Origin of the sequence: Kitasatospora sp. MAP12-44, assembly GCF_029892095.1 — a bacterium.
In the GTDB taxonomy this organism is placed as follows: domain Bacteria; phylum Actinomycetota; class Actinomycetes; order Streptomycetales; family Streptomycetaceae; genus Kitasatospora.
Genome location: NZ_JARZAE010000004.1, coordinates 3,864,097 through 3,877,395 on the forward strand (window position 1 = coordinate 3,864,097; position 13,299 = coordinate 3,877,395).

General features: G+C 69.2%; 15 protein-coding genes. 8 read left to right on the top strand and 7 right to left on the bottom strand.

Going from position 1 to position 13,299, the window contains the following annotated elements:
- The first annotated feature begins 15 nt into the window (after positions 1-15).
- The 3 genes from P3T34_RS18055 (at position 16) to P3T34_RS18065 (ending at position 2,776) form a co-directional block, all read left to right on the top strand.
- On the top strand, positions 16-666 hold the full coding sequence (locus tag P3T34_RS18055; protein ID WP_280667056.1) for a helix-turn-helix transcriptional regulator: 651 nt from the start codon (positions 16-18) through the stop codon (positions 664-666).
- Positions 663-2,174, top strand: a complete 1,512-nt coding sequence (locus tag P3T34_RS18060; protein ID WP_280667057.1) for a site-specific integrase — start codon at positions 663-665, stop codon at positions 2,172-2,174. The genes P3T34_RS18055 and P3T34_RS18060 overlap by 4 nt, the downstream gene beginning before the upstream one ends.
- Before the next feature lie 140 nt (positions 2,175-2,314).
- Entirely contained in the window at positions 2,315-2,776 is a 462-nt protein-coding gene (locus P3T34_RS18065; RefSeq protein ID WP_280667058.1) for a hypothetical protein, read from the top strand.
- An 84-nt stretch (positions 2,777-2,860) separates the two neighbouring features.
- Here the strand turns inward: P3T34_RS18065 and P3T34_RS18070 are convergent, their stop codons facing one another.
- The 4 genes from P3T34_RS18070 to P3T34_RS18085 all read right to left on the bottom strand — a co-directional run bounded on the left by P3T34_RS18070 (position 2,861) and on the right by P3T34_RS18085 (position 5,888).
- Positions 2,861-4,210 carry a phosphomannomutase/phosphoglucomutase gene (locus P3T34_RS18070; RefSeq protein ID WP_280667059.1) on the bottom strand — a complete coding sequence of 450 codons (1,350 nt, stop codon included), beginning with the start codon at positions 4,208-4,210 and terminating at the stop codon, positions 2,861-2,863.
- 213 nt (positions 4,211-4,423) lie between these two features.
- A complete protein-coding gene (locus tag P3T34_RS18075) occupies positions 4,424-4,651 on the bottom strand; it encodes a DUF397 domain-containing protein (RefSeq protein ID WP_280667061.1) in 228 nt (75 codons plus the stop codon).
- A gap of 113 nt (positions 4,652-4,764) precedes the next feature.
- Positions 4,765-4,986, bottom strand: a complete 222-nt coding sequence (locus P3T34_RS18080; protein WP_280667062.1) for a DUF397 domain-containing protein — start codon at positions 4,984-4,986, stop codon at positions 4,765-4,767.
- A 29-nt stretch (positions 4,987-5,015) separates the two neighbouring features.
- The gene (locus P3T34_RS18085) at positions 5,016-5,888 is read right to left on the bottom strand and encodes a helix-turn-helix transcriptional regulator (protein WP_280667063.1); all 873 of its coding nucleotides are present in this window, start codon (positions 5,886-5,888) and stop codon (positions 5,016-5,018) included.
- A gap of 203 nt (positions 5,889-6,091) precedes the next feature.
- Between P3T34_RS18085 and P3T34_RS18090 the strand changes: the two genes are divergently transcribed.
- From P3T34_RS18090 to P3T34_RS18100, 3 genes are all read left to right on the top strand, one after another.
- Positions 6,092-6,634 (top strand): ATP-binding protein, encoded by a 543-nt coding sequence (locus P3T34_RS18090; protein ID WP_280667064.1) that lies wholly within the window; start codon positions 6,092-6,094, stop codon positions 6,632-6,634.
- A 219-nt stretch (positions 6,635-6,853) separates the two neighbouring features.
- Positions 6,854-7,714, top strand: coding sequence for a radical SAM/SPASM domain-containing protein (locus P3T34_RS18095; protein WP_280667065.1), 861 nt, complete (start codon positions 6,854-6,856; stop codon positions 7,712-7,714).
- Positions 7,711-8,754, top strand: coding sequence for a hypothetical protein (locus tag P3T34_RS18100; protein WP_280667066.1), 1,044 nt, complete (start codon positions 7,711-7,713; stop codon positions 8,752-8,754). The genes P3T34_RS18095 and P3T34_RS18100 overlap by 4 nt, the downstream gene beginning before the upstream one ends.
- A gap of 315 nt (positions 8,755-9,069) precedes the next feature.
- On the opposite strand, the gene P3T34_RS18105 is transcribed toward P3T34_RS18100, so the two are convergent.
- From P3T34_RS18105 to P3T34_RS18115, 3 genes are all read right to left on the bottom strand, one after another.
- Positions 9,070-9,558, bottom strand: coding sequence for an SAM-dependent methyltransferase (locus tag P3T34_RS18105; protein ID WP_280667067.1), 489 nt, complete (start codon positions 9,556-9,558; stop codon positions 9,070-9,072).
- Positions 9,559-9,636: 78 nt separating this feature from the next.
- Positions 9,637-11,019, bottom strand: a complete 1,383-nt coding sequence (locus P3T34_RS18110; RefSeq protein ID WP_280667068.1) for a Tat pathway signal protein — start codon at positions 11,017-11,019, stop codon at positions 9,637-9,639.
- 315 nt (positions 11,020-11,334) lie between these two features.
- A complete protein-coding gene (locus P3T34_RS18115; protein WP_280667069.1) occupies positions 11,335-11,793 on the bottom strand; it encodes a hypothetical protein in 459 nt (152 codons plus the stop codon).
- 71 nt (positions 11,794-11,864) lie between these two features.
- On the opposite strand from P3T34_RS18115, the gene P3T34_RS18120 reads away from it, so the two are divergent.
- Together P3T34_RS18120 and P3T34_RS18125 are read left to right on the top strand one after the other, a co-directional pair.
- A complete protein-coding gene (locus P3T34_RS18120) occupies positions 11,865-12,860 on the top strand; it encodes an ATP-binding protein (RefSeq protein WP_280667070.1) in 996 nt (331 codons plus the stop codon).
- A complete protein-coding gene (locus tag P3T34_RS18125; RefSeq protein WP_280667071.1) occupies positions 12,857-13,255 on the top strand; it encodes a roadblock/LC7 domain-containing protein in 399 nt (132 codons plus the stop codon). Before P3T34_RS18120 ends, P3T34_RS18125 begins: the two co-directional genes overlap by 4 nt.
- Positions 13,256-13,299: the final 44 nt, after the last annotated feature.

Consider the following 13,299-nt stretch of genomic DNA (forward strand, 5'->3'; position numbering starts at 1 on the left):
AGCTATCATTCATTCATGACAACCGACGGATGGCTCGCCGATCTCACCGCCCGCATCGCGGCCGAGGTGAGGAAACACCGCAACCGCCTGGGCATGACCGGCCCCGAGGTCGCCGAGGCATGCGGCAATCTGGGAGTGCCGCTCCCCAGCAACATGATCGCCAACCTGGAATCAGGCCGCCGGGGCTCGCTGAAGCTCGAGGAGCTGCTCGTCCTGGCGAAGGTGCTCGAGGTGCCACCGGTCAGCCTGATCTTCCCCCTGGACGACCGGCCCACCGTCGAGTTGCTCCCCGAGATGGACGTGCCGTCCTGGGAGGCGGCCTCATGGTTCACCGGAGAGGAGCGGCTCACGACCGCCGCGCCCGCCGGAAGCCCGCGGGCCGCTCTGGACGCCTTCCGCGAGCACCAGGTCGCGGTGGAGACCGCCCTGCTCTCCACCGAGCAAGCCGTCACCCGCCGGCTCCAGGCACCAAGGGCCCGCAACCCCGAGATCGCGGCCCAGCTCATCAGGCAGGCAGAGGAATTCGAGCGGATCGCCTCCCGGGACTACGACGTCCTCAAAGCCACCCGCGACCAACTCCGCGCCCAGGGCCTGCGCCCTGCACCGCTCCCCGACGAACTGGACTTCGTCGACGACCCCGACGACAAGGAGAACGCCACCCCTTGAACGGCTCCATCACCCGCCGCTGCGGCTGCCGCAACCCCCAGACCGGTGCCCACTACAACGCCTCCTGCCCCAAGTTGACCGACCGCGAGCACGGCACCTGGACCGTGCGCCAGGAGCTGCACCCGGACGGGGACGGCAAGCGGCGGACCTTCCGCCGCTCCGGCTTCAAGACCGAACCGGCCGCCCAGAAGGAGATGGACGCGGTGCGCGCGCTGCTCGCGCTCGCCGACGAGGACAACCCGCAAGACTCCATCGCGATCAGCGACATGATCGCGGCGTGCGCCAAATCCAAGACGAACCTCCCGACCGCCGAGGAGGTCGCACGCCGGTTCAAGGCCGGCCAGGCGCTCAACAGCAGGATGTCCATCGCCGAGTGGCTGGACCTGTGGCTGGCGGGCAAGAAGAAGCTGCGCCCCACGGGCAAGACCCGATACGAGATGGACATCCGCGTCCACCTCAAGCCGCACATCGGCGGCATACGCCTCGACCGGCTCTGCGTCCAGCACCTCGACCAGATGTTCACCGCGATCGACGATCGCAACGAGGAGATCCTCGAGCAGAACGCCCAGCGCCGCCAGGCCCTCGACGACCTCAAGGAGATCCGCGATCGGGCCGCCCGCCGCATCGCCCGCGAGGCCATCGCGCAGATGCCGCCCTTCCGGCGCGTCACCGGCCCCTCCACCCAGCAGCACATCCGTGCCACGCTGCGAACCGCCCTCAACGCCGCCATCGCCCAGCAGTACATCGACTTCAACGCCGCCGAACACGTCGAGGTCACCTCGGCCGTCAAGCCCAAAGCGCTGGTCTGGACACCCGAACACGTCGCCCACTGGCAGAAGACCGGAGAGAAACCCTCCCCGGTCATGGTCTGGACCCCCGCGCAGACCGGCACCTTCCTGGACTCGGTGGCCAACGACCGCCTGTACGCCCTCTGGCACCTCATCACCTTCCGTGGCCTGCGCCGAGGCGAAGGCTGCGGAGCCCGCTGGACCGCCCTCGCCAAATCGAGCAACACGCTCAGCGTCGCCTCCCAACTCGTCCAAAACGGCTGGGAGGTCCTCGAAGGCGCTCCGAAGACGAACAGCGGCATCCGGACCGTCGCGCTCGACCCGGAGAGCATGGAGGTACTGCGCCAGCACGAGCTGCGCCAGAAGGCCGACCGGCTCCGTTTCGGCCCGGCCTGGGTCGACACCGGGCTCATCTTCACCATGGAAGACGGCACCTGGCTCCACCCCGGCAAGATCTCCGACCGCTTCGCCCGACTCGTCGCCGACGCCGGACTCCCCCCGATCCGCCTCCACGACCTCCGCCACGGCGCGGCCACCCTCGCCCTCGCCGCCGGCATCGACATCAAGGTCGTCTCCGAAATGCTCGGCCACAGCGACACCCGCGTCACGCTGAACATCTACCAGTCCGTCCTGCCAGAGGTCGCCCACGACGCCGCCGAGGCCGTCGTCCGCCTCGTTCCGCGACGTGGCAAGCCCGCAGCAGGAGAATCCGCCTCCTGAGTAGCCGAGGTGGGTCGGGCCGCATGTCTGCGACCCGGCCCACCCGCCCAACAGTCGCTCTACCACTGCAACGCGGTACCCACCCAGGACAGCCGTGCCGCTGCCGGGGGCGATAGTAGAACAGCGGTACGGTTGCGCCCATGACGCCGTCCGACCTCCAGCAGCTGCTCATCGCCCACCTGCCTGCGGTTCCGGGGGTGGAGTCGGCCGCCGTGTGGCCGGAGCGGCCCTATGGGCTGGTGGTCACGCTTCAGGATTCGGGTTCGGTCTACTGGATGGTCTCTGGGGCTTCAGGCGTCGCTCCGGCGGCCGGCCCGGACGAGCGGCTGCTGCCCCAAGCATTGCCCGAACTGGGCGGCGGGAAGGTGGCCACCGCACAGGTCGAGCAGGCGCTGCTGACCGCCCTCGCAGCAGCTGATACCGATGGCCTGGTCATCCGCGCCGAGCGCTACAGCACCCGCCCGGCTCCTCCGGCCGTCGGCTATGGCATCACAGTTGACACCGCCAGCGCCTGGCGATTGTTCGTGGCGTGCATCGGCACGGCAAGGAGAGGCGAGGAACTGCGCAGCAGCCGGCACTTCCACCCGGATGCCGAGGTGTAGACCAGACCCCACCAGTCGCTCGCGGTCCGACGGCAGGTGCGGGCCGTCGTGGGTGCGGCCCGCGCCTGGTGATGCCCTGGTCAATCAGGCCCGAAGGACGGCCAGCACCCGGTCTCGCAAGTCGGCCATCGCGTCCTCGGTGGGGGCCTCGACGTTCAGGCGCAGCAGCGGTTCGGTGTTGGAGGGGCGCAGGTTGAACCAGGCGCCGCCTTGAAGCATCACCGTGAGTCCGTCCACGCGGTCCACCGACCGGGCCTTCTGCGCGAACTTCGATTCGACCTCGTCCAGCTCCCCAGCGACGTCGGCGACGGTGCGGTTGATCTCGCCGGAGGCGGTGTAGCGGTTGTACTGGGCCATCAGGGCAGACAGGGGCTTGTCCTGCTCGCCGAGAGCAGCGAGGACGTGGAGGGCGGCGAGCATGCCGGTGTCGGCGTTCCAGAAATCGCGGAAGTAAAAGTGCCCGGAATGCTCGCCACCGAAGATCGCCCCGTGCTCGGCCATCAGGGCCTTCATGAAAGAGTGGCCGACCCGGGAGCGCACCGGGCGGCCGCCCTGCTCCTGGATGATCTCCACTGCGGCCTGGCTGGTGATGACGTTGTGCACGATCGCCGAGCCGGGGTCGCGCAGCAGTTCGCGCGAGGCGATCAGGCCGACGATCGCCGACGGGGAGACCGGTTCACCTCGCTCATCGATGACGAAGCAGCGGTCCGCGTCCCCGTCGAACGCGAGGCCGATGTCCGCGCCGTGCTGTTTGACCGCCGCTTGGAGGTCGAGCAGGTTCTTCGGCTCCAGCGGGTTCGCCTCGTGGTTGGGGAAGGTGCCGTCCAGCTCGAAGAACAGCGGGACCAGATCGACCGGCAGACCATCGAGGACGGCGGGCACGGTGTACCCGGCCATGCCGTTGCCCGCGTCGGCGACGACCTTGAGCCGGCGGTTGCCGCGCAGGTCCACCAAGGAGTTCAGGTGCGCGGCGTAGTCGGCCAGCAGATCCCGCTCGGTGACCTCGCCGTGGACGGCTGCGGGCTCGGGCACATCCCCGGCCTCCAGCCACGCCCGAATCTCGGCAAGTCCGGAGTCTTCACCGATCGGGGCGGCTCCCGCGCGGCAGAGCTTGATGCCGTTGTCGCGGGCGGGGTTGTGGCTGGCGGTGATCATCGCACCTGGCAGGTCCAGTCTGCCGGATACGTAGTACAGGTAGTCGGTAGAGCCGAGGCCCGCGTCGATGACCGACGCCCCGGCGCTGGTGGCGCCCCGGGTGAAGGCGGCGGACAGCTCGGGAGAGGTGGAGCGCATGTCCCGGGCGATGACGATCCGCTCGGAGCCGGTCAAGCGGATGAACAGAGCGCCGATCTGTTCGACCAGTTCCGGACTGAGCTGGGCGGGGACCTCACCGCGGATGTCGTACGCCTTCACGAGCCTCGAATAGTCGAGCATCAAACTGCCTTCCTGTCGCAGAGCGTCGGCGGAAGAATACCGACAGTCAGAGCCTGTTCGCGGATGCTTCAACACACCGGATTAGCCTGCGGGTCGCCGGAATTCTGCACACCCGCCATGGAGTGGTTGTCCGGCCGGGGTGGTAGGCATGGGGGGTGTGGACCCCGGCGGCTCGAACTCCGGGGTCCACACCTTCGAGCTTGTGCCTGGCTGTCAGACCAGACCGAAGGTCAACCGGCCGGCCTTGATGTCGGCGACCAGCCCGACGAACGCCGCCGACCCGAAGGTGAGCACCGGACCCGCCTTCTGGCCCTTGGTGTCCCGAACCGCCGTCAGGACGTCGGGCATCTGGCCAGCCTCGACGCAGTTGCCGTCCTCACCACTGCTGTGCTTCGACTTGCGCCAGCCGCGCGCGCCCTGGTTGAGGGTGCTGTCCTGCATGGTCGTTCCCTCCAATGAGTTGATGCTGATCAACTGGTTCACCGGTGTGGGAAGTGGGCCCCGGCGGCTCGTACGTCAGGGTCCACACACTCAGGCGACGCCGAAGCGTCCGGTCAGACCGGGAACTCCCCGGCCTTGATGCCGCTGATGAAGCCGTTCCACGCCTGCGGGTCGAAGGTGAGGACCGGGCCCTGCTTTCCCTGCTTGGTGTCGCGTACCGGGATCGTCCCGGCCGGGGTGGAGCCGACCTCGACGCAGTTGCCGCTCTGGTCGCTGGAGTGGCTCGACTTGTGCCAGTCGAAGCCGCCCTGGTCGAGGGTGGTGCTGTCGTGCATGATCGTCCTTTCAGGTGTCCCCAACTCGCCTAATTGGTCAGGGATGCCTGCAAGTATGACCGCGTGTCCGCGAGCGAAAGCGCCTGAGACGCCAGAAGCTCGAATTGACGGATGTGACGAGTGAGAGTTTCGGGATCGTCCGAGAACGACAGCGACTGCTCGTGGTAAACAACCCCGTCACCTGGCTGATCGCTGAAGGCGTACACCGCGCAGGAGCCGGCAGCTCCAACGTGATAGCCGGACGCCTCCGTCAGGATCTGGATCGTGACGTTGTCCTGCTCGCACATCTCGATGAGGTGCAGGGTCGCTTCGCGCATCACCTTGCCGTCGCCGACCTGCATGCGCAGAGCACTCTCACCGATCACGAACCACGCCTTCGGCGCGTTCTTCGCGGTCAGCAAAGCCTTACGCCGGTCGCGGCTCTCAACCAGCTCTTCGAGCGTGAGCGGGTTGTCGTTCTTCCAGAGGAACCTGGCGCGAGCCATGGCGGCCTCGGTATACGCGGAGGTCTGCAACAGGCCGGGGATGATGGATGGCTCCCAGTTCCTGATGTCCCTCGCCATCTGCTCGGCCTCGACCAGGGCGCTGTACGACGGATGGAGGTTACTGCCGTAGGCCGTCCACCAGCCGCGCGTCTTGCTCTGCTTCGCCATCTCCTTGAGCATTTCGACGGTCTCCTTGGGCAGCTCGAACAGAGCGCCCATAGCGATCACGTGCCCAGTCCGGATCTGGTTCTCGCCCATCTCCAGGCGTCGCACGACGGCCGCCGACACTCCCAGGGCTTCGCCCAGCTGCTCGCGGGTCAGGCTCTTGTCCTCCCGGATGCGGCGCAGCCGGCCGCCGAGGATGACCCGGAGGAACGGGACATCGGTGGGCCTGTCTTGCTGGTTCGTCGCTGCCATACCCACACCTCTATCAGTTCCCACTGATGCTGCGTCAAGTGTGCCGTCAGATCAACTAGAACGCCAGTTCTTCATCTCCGTCAATTGACGGCAGTGAACTGGTTGCAATCTCAGCCGGGTTGCGGGAACGTAGTCGAGCACTCACCGATGGTGGCCTGCGTCACACGGTCGGTGGTCATCGCCGTGCTCTCCGGGGGTCAGCTATGCCCGAGTCACTGCGCCCTGCCCAACCGGGCGCTCAGGTTGTTCAACGCCAGCCGCTGCGACTAGTCCTGCACATCGGTCCGTCCGTGGAGGACGCCCGCGACACGCGGCGCGCCCTGATAGAGGGACTGAGGGCCTGGCAACTCCCACTCACTGCCGTGAGGTTGGCGGAGCTGGAGGTCTGCGCGGGTGAGGTCATCGCCAACGCCGTCCAGCACACCGGCAAGCCGAGCACCCTCACCGCGCAGTGGACCGGCGAGTTCGTCCGGGTCGAGTTGCAGGACGCTGACCCCCGGATTCCACGGCGCCGCACCGACACCGGCCCGGACAACGACGCCGAGAGCGGCCGGGGCCTGGACCTGCTCCAGGGCTTCGCCGACCGCTGGGGCGTCATCCCGCCGACCGGCCGAAGAGCCGACGGCACGTCCACCGGAAAAACGGTGTGGTTCGAGTGCGGCGCAGACGGCCCGCCCATGCCCTTACCGGCCACCACCCACGCCGCCGACAGCAGACAGGTCATCCGATTGGAGCGCGCAGGTTGAACGGCACGCCGCCCACGCGCCGCAAACCGACCCGGCCTTATCCGCCGCCCGCAGGCGCCCCCTAGCCGTCCTGTGGGCCTGCGGACACCTCGCCTCCGCCGGGCTCCTCGCAGCCGATCACGGACAACTCGGCGCAGCACACCACCCGCCGGCCACCGCGCCCAACGCGCCGCCCCCGGGCACCACAGCGATCTGAACTCCCGTCGAACGGATCAGCTCATGACCTCACGATCGTTACCCGCCAGCCGCTCGCTGGCCGCTGTCCGGTACATCGAGGTGGAGACCTCCCGGTACTGCAACCGCACCTGCTCGTGGTGCCCCAACGGCCACACCAGGGCCCGCACCCGCCAGGAGCTGCTGCCTTGGAAGCTCTTCGAGAAGATCACTGGTGAACTCGGCGAACTCGGGTACGGCGGGTTCTTCGCGTTCCACAACTACAACGAGCCGCTGGCCAACGCCCGCCTGCTCGACGAGGTCTCGCACCTGCGCGCGACGGTGCCGACGGCGAAGCCCGCGATCTACACCAACGGCGACCGGCTGGGCCGCGAGATGTTCGAGGAACTGACCTCCGTGGGCGTCAGCTACCTGCGCGTCACCCGCTACCCCCAGCAGGCCGATACGCAGCCAACGGTGGAGGCGCTCCAGCACTACCTGCGGATCAAGAACCTCACGCACCTGCCCTGGCGGATCGGGGAGGTCCGCCAGGGGCTCGCCGCCTCCTACAAGGACCGCGCCACCGGCATGAAGGCCGAAGTCATCGTCCCGAACATCTACACCTACAACGACCGTGGCGGCACCGCCGAAGTCCCCATCCGAGGAAGCCGCGTCGCGCCGTGCCGGATGACGGCCACCTCGATATCCGTGACCTACCGGGGCGAGGTGAAGATGTGCTGCAACGTGGTCCCCGAGGGCAGCCAGCACCAGGAGTACGTGGTCGGCAACATCCGCCACGCCACGTTGGCCGAGCTGTACGGCAGCCCGCAGATGACCGGGTGGCGCAAGCGCCACGCCTCCGCCGACTGGGCCGCATCCCCTGCCTGCGCGACCTGCGTCCAAGCGCTCCCGGAGACACGCAAATGACCACTGCAGCCGCGCTCGCCTCGATCGCCTCGCACACCGTCACCGCTTCTGTCCCCGGCCGCTGGTGCCTGGCCGGCGAGTCCCTGGACTGGATGGTCGGCGGCCCCTCCGTCACCGCGGCCGTGCCGCTGCGCACCCGCGTGACGGCCTGGCACACCCACGGCGACAATCTGTCGCTCTCCTCCGGCTCCCCGGTCCAGCGCACCCGCCTCATCCCCGCCCAGCACGTCGCTGAGCGGAATTACAACGGCGACGTGCTCGACTACCTCCAGGCCGCAGCCTGGGTCACGCTCACCACTCCGGAGAGGATCGCCGGGATGATGCTCACCGCGAGCACCGAACTCCCCGTCTCCGCCGGGCTGTCCTCCAGTGCCGCACTGACCATCGGCGCCGTCGCCGCCCTGTCCGGCCTCTACGGGCACCGCCTGCCGCCCCTCCCGGCCTGCCAGCTCGCCCGCGAGGCCGAGACCGGCGAACTGGGCACCGGCGCCGGTTGGATGGACTACTTGGCGTGCGCCTACGGTGGCGTCAACCACGTTGACGCCACCGCCGTCACCGTGCTCCGCCTGCGCTCGCGCCTGGGCATCCCCGTCGTTGTCATCGACACCATGGAGCACCGCGCCACCAGCAGGGTCCTGGCCTCCAAGCGCGACCGATTCCGCGCCGGTGAGCCCGACATCACCGCCTACGCCGCCCAGGCCCCGTACATCGTCCATACCCTCACCGACCTCCTCAACCAGCCCCGGGTAGACCTGGTCGAGGTCGGGCGGCTCATCACCGTCTACCACGAGCTGCTGCGCGACCTGGTGCGCTGCTCCACCGACCTGATCGACATCTGCGTCGAGCGGGTGCTGAAGGCCGGTGCGCTCGGCGCGAAGCTCTCCGGCTCCGGCCACGGCGGCTGCGTGGTCGCCCTCGTCCCCGAGGAGGCCGTGAACTCCGTCCTCGCCTCGGTCGCCGGCCTGCCCGTGCACGCCACCGCCCTGCCCGACACCGACCCCCACGGCCTGACCATCGACGTTGACGAAGAGTCAGCGTGACCACCACCAAGGCAGCGCCGCTGCTCACCCTCGACTTCCTGTTCGACGTGGACACCGCCCGGTCGCTGGCTACCCACTGCGGTCGCCCGATGCCGTGGATCGCCCGCTGAAGCTGGGAGGTCTCCCCCACCGTCGTGATCGGCCCGCCTCCGCCGCCCGGATCACTGCTGGCCGCGTTGGCGGGCTAACCCCCAGCTACCTGCAACTTCGATGACCACAGCTACCAAGGGGACAACCATGACTGCATCCCGCCAACGGCAGGAACCGCTGCCGCCTCGGCCGCGCGGACTCGCCCCTTGCCGCAACTCCGATCGTCTATTTTGGCCGATCGGCAGCTCCCGCCCAGTAGTTGGCGAGCATCTCACCGGGCCAGGCAGGCTGGGTCACCTCTCCGCGCGGTCCCATCTCCCTGAAGAAGGGCGCGATGTCGATCACAGGAGTTCCATTCACGGCATCCAGATCGACGACGTGAAGGTCTCGGCCGTCGACGCGCAGCAGACGCGGGTAGGACGTGGCCAGCTGGTTCGGCCGGCGGTGGTTGCGGTGGACGAAGGTGCCAGTGGCCGGCCAACGGGCGTCGCCGCGGGGACTCCTGGCGTGCAGCTGAACGTCACCCGGCGACGCCCGGTGGAAGTGCCAGATGACGGTCAGGTGGGAGAACTCCTCGATGCCCTGGAGCGTCTCGAGTGGGTACTCCTCGTGCAGTCGGATGATCGACTCGACGCCGCCCTGGTAGTCGTCTGCGGGTTCGAGGTGACCGCCGATCACGGTGGCGATCGGCTCGACGGAGAGTGGTTCGGGCACGATGGTCTCCAATCCCACCCGTTCCGCAGGACTGCTTGGGCGGTGGCTCTGCGGCGGGTGCACGGCAAGTTGGTCTGTTCAGCCTATGGCGCGCAGGAACTCCATGGCGCGGTGGTCGAGTTCGGCTGCGGTACTTCCGCCGCGGCCACGGACCGGGGACAGGGCTTGGCGCATCTGGACCACGGTGTCGCGAGCTCGGCCGGACTGGATGCCGGCCATGCTGTCCAGCGCCCTGTTCCAGGTCCGGCAGGCCGCGTCGACGTGCCCTTGCCGGACTTGGACGGCTCCGAGGTACCCGAGGGTGACGGCGTGGGTGCGGGCGTACGGCAGCGGGCGGGTGCGGACGCTGCGTTCGAACTCAGCTTCGGCACCCTTGAGGTCGCCCAGGTCGCGCAGAGTGCACGCCGTCTCGTGGGCGAGACTCGCCTCACCGAAGAAGGAGACCCGTCCGGGCTCCGCCGTTGTGTCGCTCGCCGTGCCGGAGTTTCCGAGGTCGTCTTCGGCGCGGCGCAGCGCGGCCAGGGCGTCGCGCTTGCGGCCTGCGGCTGCAAGGGCTCGGGCGTGGACGACACCGAGGAGGGAGCGTTCGCGGGAGCTGGCGTGGCCGTAGCGCCGGCTGTCCATGGAGGCGTCCGCGTACTGCAGCGCCTGGGTGGGGTGGCCGAGGTCGACGGCCTGGTGGGCCTGCGCGCGAAGGATGTGGCCGGCCAGCGCGGTGTCGTCTGCTTCGGCGGCCAGCGTGAGCGCCAGGCGAAAAGAGTGCTGCGCGGCGGCGTGGTCGCCGGAGTCGAAGGCCATCCAGCCGTCGAGGTAGGTGAGTTCGCCGGCTGCGGAGAAGAGGTCTCGCCTTACCGGTTCGTTCGGGAGTCGGCTGGCCAGGTAGGTGGCGACGTCCGTTTGCAGGTAGGCGCGGAGCGAGGCCCGGCCTGCGCGGCCGCCCAGGCGCTGATCGCGGCTGCTGAAGAACGTCATCGCCTCGCGGAGGCTGTCGACGTGGGCTCCGGTGACGGCGAGCGGCGAGACGGGGGTGCGTCGGCCGGCTTGTTCGAGGCGGTCGTCCCACCAGTTGCTGGGAGGCAGGACGGCGCCGAGCACGGAGTATCCGAGCAGTTGCCGACGGCTGATCATGTCGCTGTCCCCGAGATCTACGAGTGCGGAAACGGTATCGGCGCCCCACTCGTCGGGCGTTGGTTGCTCCTCGCCGCCTCGGGTGAGTCCGATCTCGGCCAGGGTGACCACGCGTCGCAGTCCTCGGGAGAGCGCCTCGCACAACATAGCCGGGGCGCGGCCTCGCGGGTTGACCCCCCGCAGCCACTGGGAGATGTGAGAGCGGGTCACCGTCAGCAGTTCGTCTGCTCCGGCCTCGGCGGCGACCTGGCGCAGGCGCGCGGCCGTCACGTCCTGCGACCAGCCCAGTTCCCGGATGACGGACTCCAGCCGCGTGTTGCGCTCCAGCGCCACGGTGTGCCCCCTGCTGTCGAAAACGATCTTAGCGGCGTTAGCGGTGTTCACCTCTGCCGCGGGCTACCCACGGGCCGTGACAGGAGGTTTGCTCACCGTCATGACGGTATTCCTCGCCGGAGCAGGTCCGGGGCGGTTTCGTCGAGATCACCGGAGCCGCGTGATCGTCTTCCTCTGCCGGACGGACGCGCACCTCGCCGCTTCTCGCCGCGCGGGTCCAGCCCTGCTCGTCTTCGCCAGTCCGCACCGACCACTTCGACACCCTCCCAAGGGGAACTGATGATCCGCCAAATCCGACTGCCGAGACTGCCTCGCTTACTCGCCCCCGCCTCGCGGCGACGCCACGCTGTCACGAGCCGCGGCCCGGCTCCACGCACAGAGCCCGCTCGGTCGGCCAGGCCGGGCGGCGTCGCCGGGACCGGTGTCCGGCTGCCCGAGCTGGCCGACGCTGACGCTGATCTGACGCTGGATTCGGTACTGGCCGGCCAGCTCGTGCGGTGCTCCGACGAGATCCGTCGCGCCGAGGTTGCCCTCGCTGGAAGCGGCGGCCACATGTGGCAGCAGAAGTCGAAGGAAGCCCGCCGCAGGGGTGTTGAGGTTCTGTCCGACATCGCCAACGTTCACGGCTGGCCGGGGAACCTGCTGGTCGGCTCGGTGGGCTGCGAGGCCGCCCTGCTGATCGCCACCCAAGCGGATCACCAGGAACGGGCCCGGCTCCGCCCTGCCCTCGAACGGGCGGTCCGCGCCGGTGCGGTACCCGCTTGGCATCTCCAACGGCTCGGCTCCCTCACTGGCACGACCGCTGACCCCGGACGCCTTGGTGCGGAATGCCCCGAGGGTGGCCGGTGAGCCCGCCCGTGGAGCGGCAGCGTCGCGGGTGGCGGCGCCGGTCGCCGGAGCAACTCTGCCAGGCCGAGGTTCAGCAGCAGGTGAACCAGGCCGGCGAGCGGGCGGTCCACGACTTCGTGCGCACCGTACTGCCCTACGTGTTCCGTCGCGCCGAGGCGGGAGACACCGACTACATGCAGCGCAGCGCCGAACAGGCCGGTGCCGCCCACCGGGCAACCGCCCAGGCCGCCGCTCTGGTGACCGCTCTGCTCAACCGGGTGCGGACGGCCGCCGCTTACGACGTTCTCGCCACCAACCAGAGGGTGCTCGACGTGCAGCTGCGCCAGATGCCGGCCAGCGCGGACCATGTCGCCCGCCTGCTGGAGCTCCCCCCGGTCAACGCAGTGACCCTGCGGTTGGCCCTACGCGCGGTGGTGCTGGCCGGCGGCCCGTGGCCCGGTCTGTGCCGCGGGAGCGTACCGCTGACGGATGTCGTGCACGCCGCACTCCGCCAGGTCGAGGGCAGCGACCGGGTCCAGCTGGTTGCCACCGCCGAGTATGGGGTGGTGGGCGAGGCGGTTGAGCCGCTGATCGCCGCACTCGCCGAGCTGGCCTGCAACGCGGTGAAAGCCAGCTGCGACACCGGCAGCACGGTGCTCGTGGAGATCAGCCCGGCAGCAGGCCGCGGTGCGACGGTCTCGATCGTCGACATCGGCCCAGGCATGGACCCCACGACGCTGGCCGAGGCACAGGCAGTCCTCGCGCGGCAGCGCCACGTCCACACCGCCTCCCACAACGTCCGCTGGACCGGACTGGGGCTTCGGCTGGCCGCCGCAGCAGCCACCACCTCGGGCTTCACCGCCGGCATCTGGTCCGCTCCGGGCGAAGGCACTACCACGCGGGTGCTGGTGCCTGTCCATCTGCTCTCTGACCCGTCGGACGCCGCCGTGTGTGCCGACGCGAGCGCGTCGGCCGCTTCCCACCAACTCCCGGAAGGACTGCTGCAGCCATGACCATCCCCACCTTGCCCGAGGCCCGTCCCCTCGACGCCGCCGAGCTGACCGCCGTGATCGAGAGGGTGCCCGGGCTCCGGGCACTGGTCCACGTCAGCCGCGACGGGCTTCTCCAGGCCCACGCCGGCTCAACTGCGGGTCAAGACCCCGACGGCCTGGCTGCTGTGGTGTGCGGTCTGCACTCGCTCGGCACCGGTGGCGCCAGATTCCTCGGTCCGCAGGGCCAGTGGGTCGACTACGTCTCCGTCAGCTACACCCACGGCGGCCTGCTGGTGGTGATCGCCGCCGAGGACACGTCGCTGCTCTGCGGCTTGGCCGGGGAGGACGCGGAGTCGGGGGCGGTGGGCGAGGCGCTGGCCGAGCTCGCCTCGCAGCTCGCCCCGGCCTCGGTCTGACAGGCCCGTCCCCGCCATCTCACCCGCCCGTAAGGAGGTTCGAC

Coding starts and splice junctions, on each gene's coding strand:
- P3T34_RS18100 (WP_280667066.1), top strand. CDS start 7,711: ATGACCACTGCAGCCGCGCTCGCCTCGATCGCCTCGCACACCGTCACC.
- P3T34_RS18080 (WP_280667062.1), bottom strand. CDS start 4,986: ATGCACGACAGCACCACCCTCGACCAGGGCGGCTTCGACTGGCACAAG.
- P3T34_RS18070 (WP_280667059.1), bottom strand. CDS start 4,210: ATGCTCGACTATTCGAGGCTCGTGAAGGCGTACGACATCCGCGGTGAG.
- P3T34_RS18055 (WP_280667056.1), top strand. CDS start 16: ATGACAACCGACGGATGGCTCGCCGATCTCACCGCCCGCATCGCGGCC.
- P3T34_RS18075 (WP_280667061.1), bottom strand. CDS start 4,651: ATGCAGGACAGCACCCTCAACCAGGGCGCGCGCGGCTGGCGCAAGTCG.
- P3T34_RS18125 (WP_280667071.1), top strand. CDS start 12,857: ATGACCATCCCCACCTTGCCCGAGGCCCGTCCCCTCGACGCCGCCGAG.
- P3T34_RS18090 (WP_280667064.1), top strand. CDS start 6,092: ATGCCCGAGTCACTGCGCCCTGCCCAACCGGGCGCTCAGGTTGTTCAA.
- P3T34_RS18095 (WP_280667065.1), top strand. CDS start 6,854: ATGACCTCACGATCGTTACCCGCCAGCCGCTCGCTGGCCGCTGTCCGG.
- P3T34_RS18065 (WP_280667058.1), top strand. CDS start 2,315: ATGACGCCGTCCGACCTCCAGCAGCTGCTCATCGCCCACCTGCCTGCG.
- P3T34_RS18085 (WP_280667063.1), bottom strand. CDS start 5,888: ATGGCAGCGACGAACCAGCAAGACAGGCCCACCGATGTCCCGTTCCTC.